Here is a 19,197-nt window from a genome sequence, read left to right as displayed (position 1 = left end):
ATGATGACCTTAAACCTTAAACCCTTTACCTCCTACCTTAAATGAAAACCAGGGCAATAACCGCTTTCTTTTTTACCATTGTAATGCTTGGCTCTATTTTGCTGGGTACTTATACGTTTACCGCGTTTTATCTCGTTTTAAGTGTTTTATCGTTGTTTGAATTTTATAAACTGATTAAAAATTCAGGAATCAGGCCGCACCGGAATATTGGTTTAGCTGCAGGTGCACTGATCTTTTTAATGGCTGCAGGCTTACATTACCTTAAATATGATGTTAAATATCTGTTGCTTTGTATACCATTAATCTTTTCGGTTTTTATTACCGAACTGTACAAGAAAAATAAAATTCCATTTGCCAATATTTCCTACACTTTTGTTGGCTTTGTTTATGTAACCATTCCTTTTTGTTTTTTTCATGCACTTGGCTTTTTAAAAAGCTGGAATGAGTATAATTTTCATTTCCCGCTGGCCTTTTTGCTAATGTTGTGGGCAAATGATACAGGCGCCTACCTTTTTGGTGTAAAATTTGGTAAACGTAAATTATTTGAACGCCACTCACCTAAAAAGAGCTGGGAAGGCTTTTTTGGCGGCATGTTTACCAGTGTGTTGGTTGCCTTTGGTTTGTCGTTTTGGTTTACCGAAAGTCCGGCATGGGTTTGGGCTGGTATGGCTTTATTGATTGCAAATTTCGGAACATTGGGTGATCTGGTAGAATCGATGCTTAAACGGAGTTTGGATACGAAAGACAGTGGAGGCTTATTGCCGGGCCACGGAGGCTTGCTAGACCGTTTTGATGGTTTGTTACTGGCGGCTCCAGTAGTTTATGCGTATTTGTATTTGATTTTGTATTAAGACTAAAGAAAAATTTAGCCACAGATTTACACAGATAAACACGGATTTGATCACTGTGTTTAAACTGATCTATCATCCTGGTTTGTATTATTAGCAATGCAATCGCTATTCTCGCTAATCCTAGTTACAAACGAGGACTAAAATCCTAATAAATTTATTAAACAGAAGCAACTACCACATAGTATTCTCTTTCTACCTGCTCACCTGTTTTGCTTAGTACCTGTTCTAAATTTTTAGTCGTATTTTTTATAGTGAAGCCACTTTCTGCCAATAGTTGCTGTACCTTTTCTAGTCCGTAAAGTGTAAATCCGTAAGGGGTAAAGGGCAGCTTTTCCATAAAGGTTTTATCTGCGAAGCACAACACCAGTTTACCTCCTGGTTTCAATACACGCTTAATTTCTAAAAGATAGGCATTCGGATTTTGCCAGAAATAAATCGTATTTACTGTAAATGTGCCATCAAAAGATGCATCGGCGTAAGGTAAAGTCTGGCCATTGGTATGTTGGAAACTAACTTGTCCGGATTCAATATATGCTGAATTGATTCTCTTTGCCGCTGCAATCATGGTTTCAGAAATATCTGCGCCGAAATATTGGATATCATTGGCCTGTTTAAGCAAATTTTCAATGTGTGCACCATTACCATGGCCGATTTCTAAAATAATTGCATCATTTTGGAGATTTAGCGCATCAATAGCAGCACTGGTCATGCCAATATTACTGGCATGCATCATCTCGCCTGTTTTAATGCCGTGCTCGCCTTCGGGGCAAGCCAGTTGTCTGGCAATATCTTTTAAATCTTTTTCAGTATGTTGATGTTCCATACTCAAATTTAAAAATTTAGGATCGATGATTTTTATATCTTTTTGGACAAAACTTATAAGATTATTTAATCACCTGAACCGGTTTTTTGTTTTCATCAATCGCTACAAAGGTAAAATCGCCATGTACAGCTAACTCGCGGCCTTCGGCATACATTTGTTCAATATAAATTTCGACATTCACTTTTAAACTGGTATTGCCCACATGGTTTACTTTACCAATAAGCTCTATAATGGTGCCGGCCGGGATTGGTTTTTTAAAATCAATCCTGTCGCTGCTCACGGTAACCATAATCTGCCGGCTAAACCGGGTAGCGGTTATAAAAGCAACCTCGTCCATCAGGTGCATGGCGGTACCGCCAAACAGGGTATCGTAGTGATTAGTAGTATTCGGGAAAACGGCTTTGAAAATACTGGTTTTAGAGTTTTCTATTCTTTCTGCTAAGGTCATTTTTTAGGTATATTGATGGTCAAATGTATAGATTACTGCCGAAGAATGGTAATGTTTCGGCACCAGGAACAGCAATTACCCTTAAAGTGCATTAGAAATTTGTCTAAACTTCTCACTGTAACAAATTTAGCGCATGTAAAATCGCTCCGCTTTCTATATTATATTTGATTATCCATCAAACTAACCCGATTATGATAAAAAACTACCTGAAAAAGATTTCTTTAGCTTTTTTAATTACTGCATACTGTGCTGCCCAGGCTCAGGAAGTACCAACGCCGAAATCGCATTTTGGTTTTGATATCGGCGATAATTATCAGCTGGCCAATTATACCCAAACAGCAGCCTATTTTAAAAAACTGGCCGAAACCTCTAAGCGGGTTAAACTGGTTGATATTGGCCAGACTGAGGAAGGCAGAAGCCAATATATGCTGATTGTTTCTTCACCCGAAAATCTGAAGAAATTAGACCGCTATAAAGAAATTTCGCAACAACTGGCTCATGCCGAAATAACTACCGAACAGGCTAAAGCATTGGCAGCTGAAGGAAAAGCTGTGGTTTGGATTGATGGTGGCTTGCATGCCAACGAGGTGGTTGGGGCACATCAGTTAATTCAAACGGCCTACGAATTTGCCTCGAAAACTGATCCAGAAACCCTACGCATTCTTGATAATGTGATCATTCTGTTTACACATGCCAATCCCGATGGGCAGGAACTAATTAGTAACTGGTACATGCGCGAGAAAGATCAGACCAAAAGAACAACTTCTGGTTTGCCGGTTTTATATGAAAAGTATGCCGGGCATGATAATAACCGCGATTTTTTTATGTTAAACCTAAAAGAAACCCAAAATATTGGCCGGCAGCTTTTTGTAGAGTGGCTGCCACAGATTATGTATAACCACCACCAGGCCGGACCGGCGGGAACGGTTGTAGCCGGACCTCCCTATCGCGATCCTTTCAACTACGTATTCGACCCTACTTTACTCACCAGTTTGGATGCTGTTGGCGCGGCCATGCACACCCGGATGAATGTAGAAAATAAGCCCGGCTATACTCAGCGCGGTGGTTCAGTTTTTTCTACCTGGTATAATGGCGGTTTAAGAACAACGACTTATTTTCATAATATGATCGGGCTTTTAACTGAGATTGTGGGTAACCCTACCCCTTCAGAAATTCCTTTGGTTCCATCGCGTTTATTGCCAAACAGCGATTCGCCAAATCCGGTTACTCCGCGTAAATGGTACTTTAAAAACTCGATCGATTATTCAGTATCTTTAAATTACGCCGTTTTAAATTACGCACAACGTTATCGTGATGAGTTGCTATTCAATATTTACCAAATGGGCAGAAACTCCATTGAGCGGGGTAAAAAAGATACCTGGTCGTTTTCGCCAAAGAAAATTGAAGCTATAAATAATGCGGCTAAAAAAGATAAGGGAAGCGCTGCTGCCGGCGATGCCGAATTTGGCTCGAGATTGCTGAGCATAAAAGCTTTCGATACGGTAATGAAAGCTCCTGCAAACCGCGATCCGAGAGGATATATCCTGTCTGCCGATCAGCCTGATTTTAACTCGGCAATTAAGTTTTTAAATGCTTTGATCAGAACCGGCATTGTGGTGCAAAAGGCAACAGCAGCATTTACAGTAGCGGGTAAAAATTATCCCGCAGGCAGTTATGTGGTTAAAACCGATCAGGCTTTCCGTCCGCACGTTTTGGATATGTTTGAACCACAAGACCATCCTAACGATTTTAAATATGAAGGTGGTGCACCCATTCCGCCGTATGACGCAGCCGGATGGACTTTGGCTTATTTGATGGACGTAAAGTTTGACCGCATTCTGGATGATTTTTCAGGACCATTTGAGAAAAATCCATATGGTGCATTACTAAAAGCGGAAAATAAGCTTCCTAGTGGAGCAAGCTACGTGTTAAGTGCTGCCCAAAACGACTCTTACACTGCAGTAAACGATTTATTAAAACGTAAGGTAGAAGTTTATCGTTCTACCGAAAATGGCGATTTCTATGTCTCATCAGCGGGTAAATCTGTTTTGGAAAATGCCAATATAAAACTAAAAACAGCGGCAGCCCCTAAAGATAAAATTAAAGTATCGGCGACACGCATTGGGCTTTGGGATACCTATGGCGGTTCTATGGCATCGGGTTGGGTGAGGTGGATGATGGAACAGTATCATTATAATGCCACCGTTATTTACCCGCAGGATATTGATGCAGGCAATTTAAAATCAAAGTATGATGTGATTATTTTTGTTGGTGGCGCTATTCCTTCGCTACAGGCAGGTGGACGGTCTTTCGCACCAAAAACAGAAGAAGTTCCGCAGGAATACAGAAACCGTTTAGGGCGTATTAGCGCCGAAAAATCTATTCCAGAGTTGAAAAAGTTTTTAGAGGCCGGTGGAAATATCGTAACCATTGGCAGCAGCACCAATCTGGCTTATCATTTAAAATTACCGGTACGTAATGCGATGGTAGAAATTGTTAACGGCGAAGAGAAAAGGCTGCCGGCCGAAAAATATTATGTTCCGGGCAGTGTTTTGAATGTAGGGGTCGATACGCGTTTACCAGCTGCCTGGGGCATGGAAAAGGAAGCTGATGTTTATTTCGATAACAGTCCGGTTTTTAAATTAACTGGAGATGCTATTGCAACCGGAAAAATTAAACCTTTAATGTGGTTTGAAAATGCTACGCCTTTACGAAGCGGCTGGGCCTGGGGGCAAGCATACCTTCAGGATGGTGTAACAGCCTTCGAAGCAAAAGTAGGTAAAGGTAAGCTACTGGCCTTTGGTCCGGAGATTGCATTCAGGGCACAAACACATGGTACATTTAAACTGATTTTTAATCAGTTATACCAATAATCTTTTGTTTGAGCCGCTTAAAAAACCCACTATCCTAAAAGATAGTGGGTTTTTACTTTCAGCTTACGCTAGTCAGGTATAATCGCCCTAATTTTGTGTCATGAAAGTAGAAATCTGGTCGGATGTAATGTGTCCGTTTTGCTATATAGGAAAAAGGCATTTTGAGCAAGCCATTGAAAAACTGCCCTTTAAAAACGAAATTGAAATAGACTGGAAGAGCTATCAGCTCAATCCCGAATATCATAATACCAACAACGAAACCGTATACGATTATTTGTCGCGTAGCAAGGGAATGGCAGTTGAGCAAGCCAAACAAATGACGAAACAAGTGATTGATATGGCTGCAAATGCTGGTTTAAGCATTAATTTTGATACCAACATCCCTGCAAATACCTTTAATGCACACCGTTTAATTCATTTGGCGGCTAAGCATGGCCTGCAGGATTTAGCAGAAGAAAAGCTATTCGAAGCTCATTTTGTAAAAGCTAAAAATATTGGCGAAACCAGTGTTTTGGTTGATGTTGCTGTAGAAATCGGTTTAGCTAAAACAGAAGCGGAAGCCGTTTTGGCCAGCGATGAGTTTGCAGAAGCGGTGCGTTATGATATTTATGAAAGCCAAAACCTCGGGATACGTGGTGTGCCGTATTTCGTAATGGATAGAAAATATGGAGTTTCGGGAGCTCAGCCGGTGCAGGCATTTACCGATGCCTTAACACAAAGCTTTAAGGAGTGGAAAGCAGCTCAGCCCAAAACAACACTTACCTCATTAAATAAAAATGATGATGCGGTTTGTGATGAGAATGGTTGTGAGCTATGAGGTTGTTGTCAGCAGATCAGCCACCCTTAACAAAAACCTATTAAAATTCTCGTCATTGCGAGGAGGAACGACGAAGCAATCTTTTATGTCATTACTTTTTCTGGAAAGATTGCTTCGTCGGCTGAAAAAGCCTTCTCGCAATGACGATTTTAGAGTAGTATTCGAAAGATTTACCGCTGGTTTTTCAATGGAGTTAAGAGAAATTCCAGTCCGTTAACCCGTATCTCGAACATCGTAGCCATTAAATCGCCCAGTTTTCCTTTTGGAAAGCCTTTATCTTTATACCAAAGTAGATAACTTTCTGGCAGGTTACAGATCAGGGATCCCTTATATTTTCCATAAGGCATCTGCATTTTCACTAAATCAAGCAAAAGGGTTGGGTCTAACATTAACGTTTTTAATCGATTAGTTCTAAAACCTGTATGGCTTCTTCCACATTGCTGATGTTATCAAAAGCAATGCGCAAGGTATTTTTAACCTCCTTTAAATTGCACATCCGGGGATGGTTTTGGGCGAAGGTTAAAATTTTAGTGAAAGTATTCGAATCGAAGTATTTCGATTGCTTATCGCTTAAAAAATAACCGCGCAAACTGTTTTTCTTGAAACTGATTTTTTCGAAACCCAGTTTTTTGCCAAACCACTGTAAACGGACCACGCTGAGCATGGTTTTTACCTGAGGGGGAACCGGACCAAAACGATCAGCCAGGTGTTTTTCAAAAGTAGCCAGGTCATTTTCATTATCAAGCTTCGAAAGCTCCGTGTATAAATTGTAGCGCTCAGTAATATTGGTGATGTAAGCATCCGGAATGTAGAGCTCTAAATCAGTATCAACCTGTGTAAAACCAACAAAAGGCCGCTCTGGTTCATTTTCAAATAAACCTTTAAACTCGGCTTCTTTTAGTTCCTGAATGGCTTCGTCTAAAATTTTATGGTACATTTCAAAACCAATTTCGGCAATGAAACCGCTTTGCTCTGCACCCAGTAAGTTTCCGCTACCCCTGATATCCAGATCGCGCATGGCCACGTTAAAGCCACTACCCAGATCAGAAAACTCTTCAATAGCACTTAAACGTTTCCGCGCCTCGGAAGTTAGCGTAGATAATGGTGGCGATAATAAATAACAAAAAGCTTTTTTATTGCTCCGGCCTACCCTGCCGCGCATTTGGTGCAGATCGCTCAACCCAAACATGTGGGCGTGGTTAATGATAATGGTATTGGCATTGGGGATGTCCAAACCAGCTTCGATAATAGTCGTAGCCACTAAAACATCTTTTTCGCCGTTAATGAAATCGAGCATCACATCTTCGAGCGCATCGCCATCTAACTGACCATGGGCTATACCAATACGTGCCTTTGGCACCAGTTTTTGAATCAGTCCACCCAATTGCATCAAATCGTTTACCCGGTTATGGATAAAGAAAACCTGTCCTCCGCGATCCAGTTCAAACTGGACAGCTTCCTGAATCAACTTATCGTTAAAAACATGCAATTCGGTGCTTACCGGTTGGCGGTTAGGTGGTGGTGTGCTGATAATCGATAAATCGCGTGCGCCCATTAACGAAAAATGCAGGGTTCTGGGGATAGGTGTTGCCGTTAAAGTCAGCGTATCAACATTTACACGCACTGCTTTTAAACGTTCTTTTGCACTTACCCCAAATTTTTGCTCTTCATCAATAATCATGATGCCCAGATCTTTGAATTTGACATCCTTCGAAAGCAAACGGTGTGTGCCGATTAAAATATCAACTTTACCGGCTGCAGCTTCGGCCAGTGTGTCTTTGATCTGTTTATTGGTTTTAAAACGGTTAATGTAATCAACCGTAACCGGAAAATCTTTTAAACGCGAAGAGAAGGTTTTGTAATGTTGTAAGGCCAAAATAGTGGTAGGTACCAGAATTGCGGCCTGCTTGCCTTCGGCCACAGCTTTGAATGCGGCACGCACAGCAATTTCGGTCTTGCCAAAGCCCACATCGCCACAAACCAAACGGTCCATCGGGTGCGGAGCCTCCATATCTTTTTTCACGTCCTGTGTAGCCTTTAACTGATCGGGGGTATCTTCATAAATAAAGGAAGCTTCGAGTTCGGTTTGCAGGTAACTATCCGGAGAAAATGCTGTTCCAGCCTGTGTTTTACGCATTGCATAAAGCTTAATCAGGTCTCGGGCAATATCTTTAACTTTTTTTTTAGTAGTTTTTTTAAGCTTATCCCAGGCATCGGTACCCAGTTTATTCATTTTGGGTACGCCACTATCTTTACCGCTATACTTGGCAATGCGGTTCAGGGAGTTGATGTTCACATAAAGCAGATCGTTATCGGCATAAATTAAACGGATCATCTCCTGGGTTTTGCCATTAACTTCTACCTTTTCCAGCCCGGCATATTTTCCTATTCCGTGGTCGATATGGGTAACATAATCGCCTGATTTAAGTTCCCTCAAATCTTTCAGGGTAATGGCCTGGCTTTTTTGATAGCCTTTTTTAAGCTTGTATTTATAGTAACGATCAAAAATCTGGTGATCAGTATAAAATGCCGTCTGGATTTGCGGATCGACAAAACCCTCGCGCAGCATGCTGTTGATTGGTGTAAATTTGGCCGTTTTATCAATATCTTCTAAAATGGCATACAAACGCTCTACCTGCTTAGGCGAATCGGTAAAAATGAAGTTAACAATGCCCGCTTTTTCGTTTTCTTTAAGGTTATGAATTAGCAGATTGAAGTCTTTATTGAACGAGGGCTGTGGTTTGGTTTCAAATTCAAACCTTTCATCGGTTTTGTAGAAAAACTGCTTCCCAAATTCAACAAATGGAAAATCGTGCAGGTGGTCGCCGAGTAGCTTTTCGTCGGTAAAGGCAAATTTCGGGTCAATCCATTCGGGGTTTTGACTTTTATCCGCTGCAGGCAGGGCTTTCCAAAGCTCAACAGCTTTCTTAAAACCGGCTTTTACAATATCGAGCGTAAATTCTACATCTTTAAACCAAAGCTGGGTATCCTGATCAATGTAATCGAGAATACTGATGTTGCTTTCGGTTAAAAATTTAGCCTGAACATTAGGTACAATCGTAAGCGATTTAACATCAGCAACCGAAAGCTGACTTTCTATTTCAAAACTGCGGATACTTTCAACCTCATCGCCAAAAAACTCGATCCGGTAAGGCAGATCAGATGAGAAAGAAAAAATATCTACAATACCACCGCGGATAGAAAACTGGCCGGGTTCATACACAAAATCTGCTCGGTCGAAATCGTAATCAATTAAAAACTCGTTGATAAAATCAATCCCCAGTTTAGCCCCAATGCTGATTTCGAGTGTGTTTTTTTCGAGTGCAGAGCGGTCTATAACCTTTTCGGCAATGGCTTCGGGGTAAGAAACCACGATTTTCCCATATTCCGAATCGTGGTTCAGTTCGTTTAAAACTTCTGCACGGGCTAATACATTTGCTGTATCAACCTGGGTAAAATCGAAAGATTTGCGGTACGACGAAGGGAACAACAAAACCTGCTTTTCGAGCGCACTTTCCAGATCAGACTGAAAATAAGCGGCTTCTTCCCTATCGGGTAAAACGAAAAGCAGCGGTTTGTGTAATAAAAAATAAGAAGAAAGGGCTACAATAGCATCGGCCGAACCCACTAGTCCCTTTAGTTGTACCTTCGGGTTTTTAGTGCTGTTCAACGCTTTGGTAAATTGAGTTACCCTATCGTCGTTTTTGTATCTGTTTATTAAATCGCGAATGTTCAAGTCACAAAAATAAGCTTATCTTTTAATATTAACCCGCAATTTGTGTAAAGGTTTTTTTAACTATTTTTGACGGGTTTGCCTACAAAAACAATTTTGGAAAATAAATAACCACTCATTCTTAGATTGTATTGCAAGTTTGGTCGAAATATATCCCCCATTCGTCGATTAAGGGCAAATTGATGTAACAAAGGTAGTGGTATAGCCTCTAATTTATATAAAAAGTGAAACAATGAGCAACATTAAGCGCTTTCCGTTAGAACTTGTTTTCTGGGTAACAGCATTAGTGTTATTGGCAACAGCAAACAGCCATGAGCATCACTTCACACTTTGTCCGCTGGCTAATTTAGGCTACGGGGGCTGGTGTCCGGGATGTGGGATTGGCAGGTCGATCAGTCATATTTTTCATGGCGAGTTTACCGAGAGCTTTACCGAACATTGGTTCGGGTTTCCGGCACTTTTGATTATACTTTACAGAATTTATAAACTAACAAAAAAGATAAAAACATTTAAAATTTTAACCTCAAACAGATAAACACCATGGATATATTTCAATCACCTCTGATGTCGTTACCAGGTATAACACCAGATGAATACTCATACTTACAACAGGCAACTACAGGCTTAGATGAGCAGCAGTTACGCAACTTCTTAATGATTTACAGCAGCAAAAGAAAAAATCCTTCGGATATGTTGATCTTCTGTTTGATCGGATTGTTCGCTGTTCCGGGATTGCAAAGGTTCATCATCGGTCAGATTGGTATGGGAATCCTGTATCTTTTAACTGCCGGACTTTGTTTTATCGGTTCAATTATCGATGTGGTAAACCACAAAACCCTAGCCTTTGAACACAACCAGAAAATGGTATTCGAAAGTTTACAAATGGTAAGGATGGGTGGCGGATTCGCGCCAAAGGTTTAATAGAAAACTGAAATTAGTTTCTACATTATAGCCCGGGATTTCGATTCCGGGCTATAATTTTTTTATATCTTTAACACATGAAATTAGCCGAAATAACCAATTATTTAGAAACCATTGCTCCTCTCAATTATCAGGAAGATTACGATAATTCGGGCTTAATTGTAGGCGATCCGAATATGGAAGTCAGGGCTGCTTTAGTGGCGTTGGATTGCGTGGAAAAGATTGTGGATGAGGCCATCTCTACTGGTTGCAACCTGATCATTACACATCATCCCATCGTTTTTAAAGGCTTAAAAAAGCTGAATGGCAAAAACTATGTAGAGCGGGTTGTGCTTAAAGCTATCAAAAATAACATCGCACTTTATGCTATTCATACCAATTTAGATAGCATCCATACAGGTGTAAATGCACGTATTTGCGACCGTTTGGGCTTAACCGGCACCAAAGTGCTTTCGCCAAAAGCTGGTTTGTTAAAAAAACTGGTTACCTATTGCCCACAGGCACAGGCAGAACAATTACGTTCGGCTTTATTTTATGCGGGGGCAGGAAATATTGGCAATTACAGCGAATGCAGTTTTAATGCCGAGGGCTTTGGTACTTTTAAAGGCAATGAGGAGTCTGATCCATTCGTTGGCGAAAAAGGTATTCGCCACCGCGAAGCCGAAGTGCGCATTGAAATGGTTTACCCAACGCAGGCAGAGCGAAAAATACTGGTCGCCTTATTCGAAAACCACCCTTACGAAGAAGTAGCCTACGATATTTATAAACTGGAGAACAAACACCAGCTGGTAGGATCGGGTATGGTGGGTTGGCTGGAGTATGATATGGATGGCTACGATTTTCTTCACCTGGTTAAAGACAGGATGCAGGCGCGGGTGGTTAGGCATACCGAGGTAATTAACAAAAGGATTAAAAAAGTAGCGGTTTGCGGTGGTTCTGGCAGCTTCCTTTTAAGAGAAGCAATTGCGGCAGGTGCCGATGCCTTTATTACTGCAGATTTTAAATATCACGAGTTTTTTGATGCAGAGGAAAAACTGATCATTGCCGACATCGGACACTTTGAAACTGAACAATTTACCTCAAATTTATTGCTTGAAATTATTCAAAAAAAATTTACTAACTTTGCAATCCGTTTAACGGAGCAAAATACAAACCCCATAAATTACTTGTTTTAATGGAACAAACCGTAGAACAAAAGCTAAAGGCTTTATACGAATTACAAAATATCCACACAAAAATTGATAAGATCCGTCAGGTACGTGGCGAATTACCAATGGAAGTTGCAGATCTTGAGGATGACGTTTTAGGATTAGAAACCAGAATTTCAAAAATCAAAGGCGAACTTGATGATCTTGAGGATTCGATCGTAACCCGTAAAAATACCATCAAAGATGCACAAGCTGCAATCAAAAGATATGATTCTCAATTAAAAGAAGTTAAAAACAACCGTGAATACGATGCTTTAACCAAAGAAATTGAGATTCAGGGTTTAGATATTCAGGTATCTGAAAAGAAAATTAAAGAGCACGGTTTCGAAATCAATTCAAAAACTGAAATCTACGATTCGGCTAAAGCTGATTTAGATGGCAGAAAGAAAGATTTAGAAGCTAAGAAAACTGAACTTGATGTAATTACTGCAGAAACTGAAAAAGAAGAGCAGGATTTACAGAAAAAAGCAGATAAAGCTGAAACTCAAATTGAAGACCGTTTATTGGTTGCTTACAAACGTCTACGCAAAAATGCGGTTAACGGTTTAGCTGTGGTAACTATTGATCGTGATTCATGTTCAGGTTGTTTCAACCAGATTCCGCCTCAACGTCAGCTGGATATCCGTCAACGTAAAAAAATCATCGTTTGTGAGCACTGCGGACGTATTTTGGTTGACGAAGCATTAACCCACGAAGTAGCAGAAGCTTAATCAGCATTGTGAAATATTTAAAACGTCTCGGTAAATAAACCGGGACGTTTTTTGTTTACTGGCAAAACAACATGCGCATTTTAACGTTAATTGTAGATATTTGTTTAAATGTGAAAGCTGTTGCCCTGGCGAGCTTAACTTAAAAGAAAATCCCATTTTCAGCATGATTAAAAGCTTACGTTTCGCCTTCCTTACCCCTCTTCTGATTTTCCCAACTATATTATTTGCAAACTTTGATTATAACGCCAATTGTTTAAAGGCCTACAAAAGTATTTTCGAGCTAAAACTGGGTAATGCCCGGGCTTATATTGCTACAGAAAAGAAACAAAGACCCAATAATGCCATCATTCCATTGCTGGAAAACTATATTGATTATTTTACCATCATTACCTCAGAGAGTAAAGCAGATTTCGACCGTTTAAAAGGAAATAAATCGAGTCGTTTAGACCAGATCTCTGATGATGACAAGAGCTCACCCTACTATCTTTATGCCCAGGCTGAAATTAATTTGCAATGGGCTTTAATTCATGGCCGTTTTGGAGAGTTCTTTAATGCTGCAATGGAAATTAAAAGGGCCAACAGCCTTTTACAGGAGAACAGCAAAAAGTTTCCGAATTTTCCGCTTAACGCAAAAGGTTTAGGTTTGGTTAATGCTGTGTTGGGTAATTTGCCTGATGGTGCGTTGAAAAGCACACTGGCCACATTTGGGATAAAAGGAAACCTTCAGAATGGTTTAAATATGTTTGATAAGCTTGCCGAAAGTTTGTCGAGTTCATCGTACGAGCCTTTTTACGAAGAAGTGGTTTTTTATTACACTTACGTGCTCACCGATGTGGCGCATAGCCCCTCCGCTTATGCCAAAATGATGAAGTATACCGAACGTATTGCTGATACGAGCTTATTAAAAAGTTATTTGCAGAGTTATGTAAGCATTAAAACCGGCCATAATGAAGAGGCCATTCAGATTTTAGCCAAAAAACCTGAGGGAGGAGTTTACCAACCTTTTCCTTATTTAGATTATCTGGAAGGTGTTGCTCACCTGAATAAATTAGACCTGAATGCTGCAACTTATTTTAACCGCTTTTTGCAAACGAATAAGGGCGTAAATTATATCCGCGACACCAACATCCATCTGGGTTGGATTGCGCTCTTAAAAGGCGATAAAACGGGTTATACATCCTATGCAAACAAAGCACTTAATTCAGGTTATTTGTATCATGATAAAGATAAGCAGGCCAAGAATGAAGCGGCTGGTGTAGCACCTGCTATTGATTTGCTTAAAGCCCGGTTATTATATGATGGTGGTTATTTAACTAAGGCGCTGCAGGTATTGGACGATAAAAAAACAGCCGATTACACCAGTGATAGGGACAAGACAGAATTTAACTACCGTTTGGGCCGGATTTATGATGATTTAGGTCGCGACGATCAGGCATTAACAGCTTACCAGGCTACCATTAACCAGGGTAAAAACTTAAAATACTATTTTGCGGCAAATGCTGCCCTGCAGATGGGTAAGGTATACGAGAAGAAAAAGAATGCTGCAAAAGCAAAAGAGGCTTTCAATACAGCCATTTCCATGAAAAACCACGAATTTGAGAACAGTATTGAAAGCCAGGCAAAAGCCGGATTAAAACGGTTATCGAATTAAAAACGGTGTATAAATGCGTTGATGTGCATACCTGCTCCAACAGAAGCAAAAACCGCAACATCGCCCGCTTTTACTTTATAACCTTCAACCTGTCCTTTTAAAACGAGGTCTAACAGTGTGGGTACGGTAGCGACAGAGCTATTTCCTAGCCAGGAAATAGTCATCGGTACCAGATTTTCGGGCACGGTATCTTTACCATATAATTTAAACAGGCGTTTCATAATAGCAGTATCCATTTTACCATTAGCCTGGTGTACAAATACAATATTAATGTCCTCTACGCTCAATCCGGCTTTATCTATTGCCTTTTTGATCACCTGGGGTACTTGAACTACGGCAAACTCATAAAGTTTCCTGCCGTTCATTTTAAGGTAGTAATTACCGCTGGTTTCATCAGGGTGCGAGCCCTTACCCATCGTTAAGAGGTTGGCATAATTTACCGCATGGGTTTCGGTTTTGTGGGCTAATATTCCTTTCTTCTCCTCGCCTTCTTCTGCTTCAAAGATTACAGCTCCTGCACCATCAGAAAAGATCATGCTATCACGATCATGTGGGTCGATAATACGGCTCAGTGTTTCCGCTCCAATGACTAATACACGTTTGGCATCGCCGCTTTTAATATAATAATCGGCTTGTATCGAGCCTTGTACCCAACCCGGGCAGCCAAAAATAATATCGTAAGCTACACAGTCAGGGTTCTGTATACCCAGTTGCTGCTTAACTTTTGAAGCAAGTGAAGGTAAAATATCGCTTCGATTGCTCCCTAAAGGAATATCGCCGAAATTATGGCAAAAAATAATATAGTCTAAGGTTTCTTTATCAATACCAGCATTTTCAATGGCTTTTTCTGCAGCCTTTGCGCCAATATGATTGCTCAATTGTTCCGGACAGGCATAGCGTCTTTCTACAATTTCCGTAATCTCGGAGAATTTATCGATGATCTCTGAGGTTTCCTTCTCTAACCGGTTCCCGTTCTCAAAGAACGTACAATTTAAGAATTCGTTACCGGAAATGATATTCTGTGGAATATAACTTCCAGTGCCGGCAATTACCGTATTTATTACTTTGCTCATAATTATAATACCGCATACTAAAACGGTATGTAGTATAAAACTATCAATTAAATTCGATAATCTAAAATAAATTAATTTTTTAGCTGCTTTATTTTCACGGGCAGACTTTTGCAAAAACAGATTGAAGTATGGTTAACCACATCGCTTCTTCACGTAAGCTAATATACCACATACTGGGTATTTAGCTTTAGGTGATTCCCGCTGTATTTTTACGGTGATAAACGAAACTAAAATGAAAAAAATATTGTCCCTACTGGTATTGCTGTTTTGTGTCTATACAGCCAATGCCCAATCGCATATTTCTAAAAGCGAGTATGCCAGATATAACTGCAAGTTTGCGCCTAAAGGATCAAACAATGCCGAAGGAAAATTAATGTGCCCTGCTTGTGCAAAAGAAAGGGAAGACACCAGAAAGAAGAAAATAGCCGATGATAAGGCCCAGGATGATGCAAATAGGATCAAAAATGAAAAACTCAAAGCTGAAAATGCGGTTGCATTTAAAAAGAAGCAGGCTGAAATTGCGGAAAGGAACAAAGTAACAGAGGTGTATGTTACCATGGGAAAAACCAAAGGAGTAGCGCCTGAAAAAAAAGCAGAAACACCTGTAAAGAAAGCACCAGCTAAACCAACAAAAGATGTATTGTTTTTTGCTAATTACCCAGGTTCAATGTCGATGAGCGGCAATCGTTTAAATTACTTTCTGAATGAAAATGGTGACACGGTTTTGAAAAGCAAGGATTATTACAGCACATTCGGGGCTTTTAGTGATAATAAATATAATTTCCCTAAAAATGTTGGGATTGTGGTTTTCAATGAAGAAAATACCCTGACCAATGGGAAAACAAGAAAAATAGTTGATTTTGTTGATGCTAAAGGAAAACGGCTTTTTAATGATAATAGCATCAGTACAATTTTTCACCTAAAAGATGATTATTTCGTAATCGGTAGAAGTAAAGATTTTGGAGAGGACTCTAGTTGGGGCTATAATTACAGAAGAATCCAGGAAGTTGACATTTACAATACTAAAACGAAGAAAACCATCACGCTGGATAAGGACCGGAGAAATGTTGAAATTTATGTAGCCTTTGATCATCGCAAATTAGAGGATCAGGGATTAAAGCCGATGCTTATGCGTAGATATTCAAATTATGATGAAGACGTGTATTGCTTAAACGATGCAGGAGAAATGATTGTTAAGAGATTTGCTAGTGGCAGGTAGTTTAAACAGCAAGTTTGTTTAAAAACATAAAAAATAGCAAACAAAAATGCTTTTGGTGGGAATGATCATTCGATTATTCTCACCATTTGCTAGTTATTTTGTTGAGCGTAACCGATATGATATCAGTGATTTAGGTAAAGTCATCAATTAAAAACACAAAAAGTTCTTTAGGGCCATGGGCGCCTAAAACCAGCGTTTTCTCAATGTCGGCTGTGCGGCTTGGGCCTGTAATGTTGCTGATCATGGAAGGAATCTGGTTCCCGTATTTATTTTTCAGTAGCTGAAATGCATCTTTCAAATCCAATACCAATTGACTCGTTTTGGCAATTACAATGTGGTGGTGCGGAAAAATGCTCAGCCTTCTGCCAGCCGCGCCTTGATTGGTTACCATTACGCTTCCGTTACGTGCAATAAGGGCTTCGCAAAGGGTAATCCCCACTTCTGCCTGTTCAAAATCTTTATCGGTTTGGTAAAAAGGAAATTCGTATTTGCTTAAAAACTGTTGTAATTCGGGCTCCCAGCAATAAATTTTGCGCCATTTAAATTTATCTGCCAGTTGGAGCATGTTTTCAAAAAAATCAATTCCATCTTCGCAGAAGATAAAATTACCAGAAATGGCTGTAAGCTGTTCGGCAAACAAAACCTCCAGCTCCTCTGTATTTTTTTTGTACAGTTGACTTTCTTCTAAATTGGGATATGGGTTTTCACGTTTCTCTAAAAGTGCTTTCCTTATCTTTTTTAGTATTTGTTCCTTCGCTGTTGTATTATCCTTCATTATAAAAAAAAGCTACCCTGGTGTAGTGCACCAGGGTAGCAAATGTAATCATTGAAATTATTTATTTATGCTTCTACCGGAGTAATATGTCCCGGGTTTCCGCTTTCTCCTTGATTTTCGAATAAACGTTTTCCAAAAATCTCTTCTAAATCGTCTTTGAATAAAACTTCTTTTTCGATTAAGATATCAGCCAGCTGGATCAGCTTGTCTTTATTTTCTTCAAGTAAGTTGATTGCTCTTTGATATTGGCCTTCAATCAGCACTGAAATTTCTTTATCGATGGTTAAAGCGGTGTCTTCTGAATAAGGCTTAGAGAAGTTATATTCGTTCTGGCCTGACGAATCGTAATAGGTAATGTTTCCTAATTTCTCATTCAAACCGTAAATGGTAACCATGGCTCTGGCCTGTTTATTTACCTTCTCTAAATCGCTCAATGCACCTGTAGAAATGGTATCGAACATTACCTTTTCGGCTGCTCTACCTCCCATTGTGGCACACATTTCATCAAGCATTTGGTGCGGACGAACAATTAAGCGTTCTTCTGGCAGGTACCAGGCAGCACCTAAGCTTTGTCCACGTGGAACAATGGTAACTTTAACCAAAGGCGCAGCGTGCTCCAATAACCAGCTCACAGTTGCGTGACCTGCTTCGTGGATGGCAATAGCGCGTTTTTCACTTGGGGTAATAATTTTGTTTTTCTTTTCTAAACCACCCACGATACGGTCAACCGCATCTAAGAAATCCTGTTTATCAACTGCCGATTTATTTTTACGTGCTGCGATTAATGCGGCTTCGTTACAAACATTGGCAATATCAGCACCCGAGAAACCAGGTGTTTGTTTAGCTAAAAATTCGGTATCTAACTCTTCCGATTTTTTCAAAGGTGTAATGTGTACCTCGAAAATCTGTTTACGCTCAATAACATCTGGTAAATCAACATAAATCTGTCTGTCAAAACGACCAGCTCTTAATAGGGCTTTATCTAAAACATCAGCACGGTTGGTAGCAGCCAAAATAATAACGTGGGTATTGGTGCCAAAACCATCCATTTCAACCAAAAGCTGGTTTAGGGTGTTCTCGCGCTCATCGTTACCGCCCATTACACCGTTTTTACCACGGGCACGGCCAATAGCATCAATCTCATCGATAAAAATGATACATGGTGATTTATCTTTAGCTTGTTTAAACAGGTCGCGCACACGTGATGCACCTACCCCTACAAACATTTCGACAAAATCAGATCCCGATAAAGAAAAGAATGGCACCTGCGCCTCGCCGGCAACAGCTTTAGCCAATAAAGTTTTACCTGTACCTGGTGAGCCTACCAATAATGCTCCTTTCGGGATTTTTCCACCCAGATCGGTATATTTTTTAGGGTTTTTAAGGAAATCTACAATCTCCATCACCTCGGTTTTAGCTTCTTCTAAACCTGCAACATCGTTAAAGGTGATATTTACCTGACTTTCTTTATCAAAAAGGGTTGCTTTTGATTTTCCGATGCTGAAAATCTGACCGCCACCGCCGGCACCGCCACCCATTCTGCGCATCATGAAAATCCAGAAACCGATTAAAAGCAATACAGGTAAAATAATGCTTAAAAACCAGCTCGCTAAAGGATTGCTTCTGTTCTCAGAACTGAAAGTAATTGCTTTTCTGCCTGCAGGTAATGCTTTTTGCGATTCGGCTAAAGCAGCTCTTAAATCGGCAAATTTTCCGCCGTAAGTAAAATATACGGTTGGTCCGCTCGACATGCCTAAAGAGTTTGTACTTCTGTAAGCTTTGTATTGAGGTTTTTTATCTAAACTGTCTTTTTTAATGTAAACTTCAGCCTTAACCAGGTCTTCTGTTTGGTAAGCCACAATCCGGTCAACGTCGCCGGTTAAGAGCATCTGGCTTTCAAAAGTATCGTATTTTACTTCTTTACCACTATCGGTAGTAAATAAGAACTGAGCGGCAATAATGGCAATAATAATTGCTGCATACACCCAAAAAATATTAAATTTTGATCCTTTTTGTGGTTTCTTCGGGATATTAGGTAATCTTTTTCCCTGTTTGTTGTTTTCGTTGGTATTTTGATTATCGTTCATTTGTCTTT

16 protein-coding genes are annotated in these 19,197 nt (G+C 40.0%); 9 read left to right on the top strand and 7 right to left on the bottom strand.

Annotated features, from left to right (window positions below; all coding sequences use genetic code 11):
- Positions 1–41 precede the first annotated feature (41 nt).
- Positions 42–851, top strand: coding sequence for a phosphatidate cytidylyltransferase (locus tag BLR37_RS08940; RefSeq protein WP_090767367.1), 810 nt, complete (start codon positions 42–44; stop codon positions 849–851).
- Between the two features lie 157 nt (positions 852–1,008).
- Here the strand turns inward: BLR37_RS08940 and BLR37_RS08935 are convergent, their stop codons facing one another.
- Together BLR37_RS08935 and BLR37_RS08930 are read right to left on the bottom strand one after the other, a co-directional pair.
- On the bottom strand, positions 1,009–1,674 hold the full coding sequence (locus BLR37_RS08935) for a class I SAM-dependent methyltransferase (protein WP_090767364.1): 666 nt from the start codon (positions 1,672–1,674) through the stop codon (positions 1,009–1,011).
- A 61-nt stretch (positions 1,675–1,735) separates the two neighbouring features.
- The gene (locus tag BLR37_RS08930; RefSeq protein WP_090767360.1) at positions 1,736–2,122 is read right to left on the bottom strand and encodes an acyl-CoA thioesterase; all 387 of its coding nucleotides are present in this window, start codon (positions 2,120–2,122) and stop codon (positions 1,736–1,738) included.
- Positions 2,123–2,313: 191 nt separating this feature from the next.
- On the opposite strand from BLR37_RS08930, the gene BLR37_RS08925 reads away from it, so the two are divergent.
- Together BLR37_RS08925 and BLR37_RS08920 are read left to right on the top strand one after the other, a co-directional pair.
- The gene (locus BLR37_RS08925; protein ID WP_090767358.1) at positions 2,314–4,995 is read left to right on the top strand and encodes a M14 family metallopeptidase; all 2,682 of its coding nucleotides are present in this window, start codon (positions 2,314–2,316) and stop codon (positions 4,993–4,995) included.
- A 100-nt stretch (positions 4,996–5,095) separates the two neighbouring features.
- Positions 5,096–5,812, top strand: a complete 717-nt coding sequence (locus BLR37_RS08920) for a DsbA family oxidoreductase (RefSeq protein ID WP_090767355.1) — start codon at positions 5,096–5,098, stop codon at positions 5,810–5,812.
- Positions 5,813–5,982: 170 nt separating this feature from the next.
- Here BLR37_RS08920 and BLR37_RS08915 read toward each other — a convergent pair whose 3' ends face one another.
- Together BLR37_RS08915 and mfd are read right to left on the bottom strand one after the other, a co-directional pair.
- Positions 5,983–6,201 carry a DUF3820 family protein gene (locus tag BLR37_RS08915; protein WP_090767352.1) on the bottom strand — a complete coding sequence of 73 codons (219 nt, stop codon included), beginning with the start codon at positions 6,199–6,201 and terminating at the stop codon, positions 5,983–5,985.
- 8 nt (positions 6,202–6,209) lie between these two features.
- The gene (gene mfd / locus BLR37_RS08910) at positions 6,210–9,548 is read right to left on the bottom strand and encodes a transcription-repair coupling factor (protein WP_090767349.1); all 3,339 of its coding nucleotides are present in this window, start codon (positions 9,546–9,548) and stop codon (positions 6,210–6,212) included.
- Positions 9,549–9,777: 229 nt separating this feature from the next.
- Between mfd and BLR37_RS08905 the strand changes: the two genes are divergently transcribed.
- From BLR37_RS08905 to BLR37_RS08885, 5 genes are all read left to right on the top strand, one after another.
- Positions 9,778–10,080 (top strand): DUF2752 domain-containing protein, encoded by a 303-nt coding sequence (locus BLR37_RS08905; RefSeq protein ID WP_090767345.1) that lies wholly within the window; start codon positions 9,778–9,780, stop codon positions 10,078–10,080.
- Positions 10,081–10,085: 5 nt separating this feature from the next.
- Positions 10,086–10,466, top strand: coding sequence for a TM2 domain-containing protein (locus tag BLR37_RS08900; protein WP_039474059.1), 381 nt, complete (start codon positions 10,086–10,088; stop codon positions 10,464–10,466).
- Positions 10,467–10,543: 77 nt separating this feature from the next.
- The gene (locus tag BLR37_RS08895; protein WP_090767343.1) at positions 10,544–11,641 is read left to right on the top strand and encodes a Nif3-like dinuclear metal center hexameric protein; all 1,098 of its coding nucleotides are present in this window, start codon (positions 10,544–10,546) and stop codon (positions 11,639–11,641) included.
- Complete coding sequence (locus tag BLR37_RS08890) at positions 11,641–12,384, top strand: zinc ribbon domain-containing protein (RefSeq protein WP_039474065.1); 744 nt, start codon at positions 11,641–11,643, stop codon at positions 12,382–12,384. Before BLR37_RS08895 ends, BLR37_RS08890 begins: the two co-directional genes overlap by 1 nt.
- Positions 12,385–12,547: 163 nt before the next feature.
- Positions 12,548–14,035: a tetratricopeptide repeat protein gene (locus BLR37_RS08885; RefSeq protein ID WP_090767885.1), complete on the top strand. Its 1,488-nt coding sequence runs from the start codon at positions 12,548–12,550 to the stop codon at positions 14,033–14,035.
- Here BLR37_RS08885 and BLR37_RS08880 read toward each other — a convergent pair.
- On the bottom strand, positions 14,032–15,108 hold the full coding sequence (locus BLR37_RS08880; RefSeq protein WP_090767340.1) for a 3-oxoacyl-ACP synthase III family protein: 1,077 nt from the start codon (positions 15,106–15,108) through the stop codon (positions 14,032–14,034). The genes BLR37_RS08885 and BLR37_RS08880 overlap by 4 nt on opposite strands.
- A gap of 373 nt (positions 15,109–15,481) precedes the next feature.
- Between BLR37_RS08880 and BLR37_RS08875 the strand changes: the two genes are divergently transcribed.
- Positions 15,482–16,327: a hypothetical protein gene (locus tag BLR37_RS08875; protein ID WP_167356570.1), complete on the top strand. Its 846-nt coding sequence runs from the start codon at positions 15,482–15,484 to the stop codon at positions 16,325–16,327.
- Positions 16,328–16,457: 130 nt separating this feature from the next.
- On the opposite strand, the gene BLR37_RS08870 is transcribed toward BLR37_RS08875, so the two are convergent.
- Together BLR37_RS08870 and ftsH are read right to left on the bottom strand one after the other, a co-directional pair.
- Positions 16,458–17,102, bottom strand: coding sequence for a LutC/YkgG family protein (locus BLR37_RS08870; protein WP_090767334.1), 645 nt, complete (start codon positions 17,100–17,102; stop codon positions 16,458–16,460).
- Positions 17,103–17,167: 65 nt separating this feature from the next.
- Positions 17,168–19,189, bottom strand: coding sequence for an ATP-dependent zinc metalloprotease FtsH (gene ftsH / locus BLR37_RS08865; RefSeq protein ID WP_090767331.1), 2,022 nt, complete (start codon positions 19,187–19,189; stop codon positions 17,168–17,170).
- Positions 19,190–19,197: the final 8 nt, after the last annotated feature.

The organism is Pedobacter soli, assembly GCF_900101435.1.
In the GTDB taxonomy this organism is placed as follows: Bacteria; Bacteroidota; Bacteroidia; order Sphingobacteriales; family Sphingobacteriaceae; genus Pedobacter; species Pedobacter soli.
The sequence above is the reverse complement of the archived record's forward strand: the minus strand, read 5'-3'. Positions and strand labels throughout refer to the sequence as shown.

What these genes read in the sequence shown, in the direction of transcription:
- BLR37_RS08940 (WP_090767367.1), top strand. Translation starts at nt 42, where the DNA reads ATGAAAACCAGGGCAATAACCGCTTTCTTTTTTACCATTGTAATGCTT.
- BLR37_RS08935 (WP_090767364.1), bottom strand. Translation starts at nt 1,674, where the DNA reads ATGGAACATCAACATACTGAAAAAGATTTAAAAGATATTGCCAGACAA.
- BLR37_RS08930 (WP_090767360.1), bottom strand. Translation starts at nt 2,122, where the DNA reads ATGACCTTAGCAGAAAGAATAGAAAACTCTAAAACCAGTATTTTCAAA.
- BLR37_RS08925 (WP_090767358.1), top strand. Translation starts at nt 2,314, where the DNA reads ATGATAAAAAACTACCTGAAAAAGATTTCTTTAGCTTTTTTAATTACT.
- BLR37_RS08920 (WP_090767355.1), top strand. Translation starts at nt 5,096, where the DNA reads ATGAAAGTAGAAATCTGGTCGGATGTAATGTGTCCGTTTTGCTATATA.
- BLR37_RS08915 (WP_090767352.1), bottom strand. Translation starts at nt 6,201, where the DNA reads ATGTTAGACCCAACCCTTTTGCTTGATTTAGTGAAAATGCAGATGCCT.
- BLR37_RS08905 (WP_090767345.1), top strand. Translation starts at nt 9,778, where the DNA reads ATGAGCAACATTAAGCGCTTTCCGTTAGAACTTGTTTTCTGGGTAACA.
- BLR37_RS08900 (WP_039474059.1), top strand. Translation starts at nt 10,086, where the DNA reads ATGGATATATTTCAATCACCTCTGATGTCGTTACCAGGTATAACACCA.
- BLR37_RS08895 (WP_090767343.1), top strand. Translation starts at nt 10,544, where the DNA reads ATGAAATTAGCCGAAATAACCAATTATTTAGAAACCATTGCTCCTCTC.
- BLR37_RS08890 (WP_039474065.1), top strand. Translation starts at nt 11,641, where the DNA reads ATGGAACAAACCGTAGAACAAAAGCTAAAGGCTTTATACGAATTACAA.
- BLR37_RS08885 (WP_090767885.1), top strand. Translation starts at nt 12,548, where the DNA reads ATGATTAAAAGCTTACGTTTCGCCTTCCTTACCCCTCTTCTGATTTTC.
- BLR37_RS08880 (WP_090767340.1), bottom strand. Translation starts at nt 15,108, where the DNA reads ATGAGCAAAGTAATAAATACGGTAATTGCCGGCACTGGAAGTTATATT.
- BLR37_RS08875 (WP_167356570.1), top strand. Translation starts at nt 15,482, where the DNA reads ATGTGCCCTGCTTGTGCAAAAGAAAGGGAAGACACCAGAAAGAAGAAA.
- BLR37_RS08870 (WP_090767334.1), bottom strand. Translation starts at nt 17,102, where the DNA reads ATGAAGGATAATACAACAGCGAAGGAACAAATACTAAAAAAGATAAGG.
- ftsH (WP_090767331.1), bottom strand. Translation starts at nt 19,189, where the DNA reads ATGAACGATAATCAAAATACCAACGAAAACAACAAACAGGGAAAAAGA.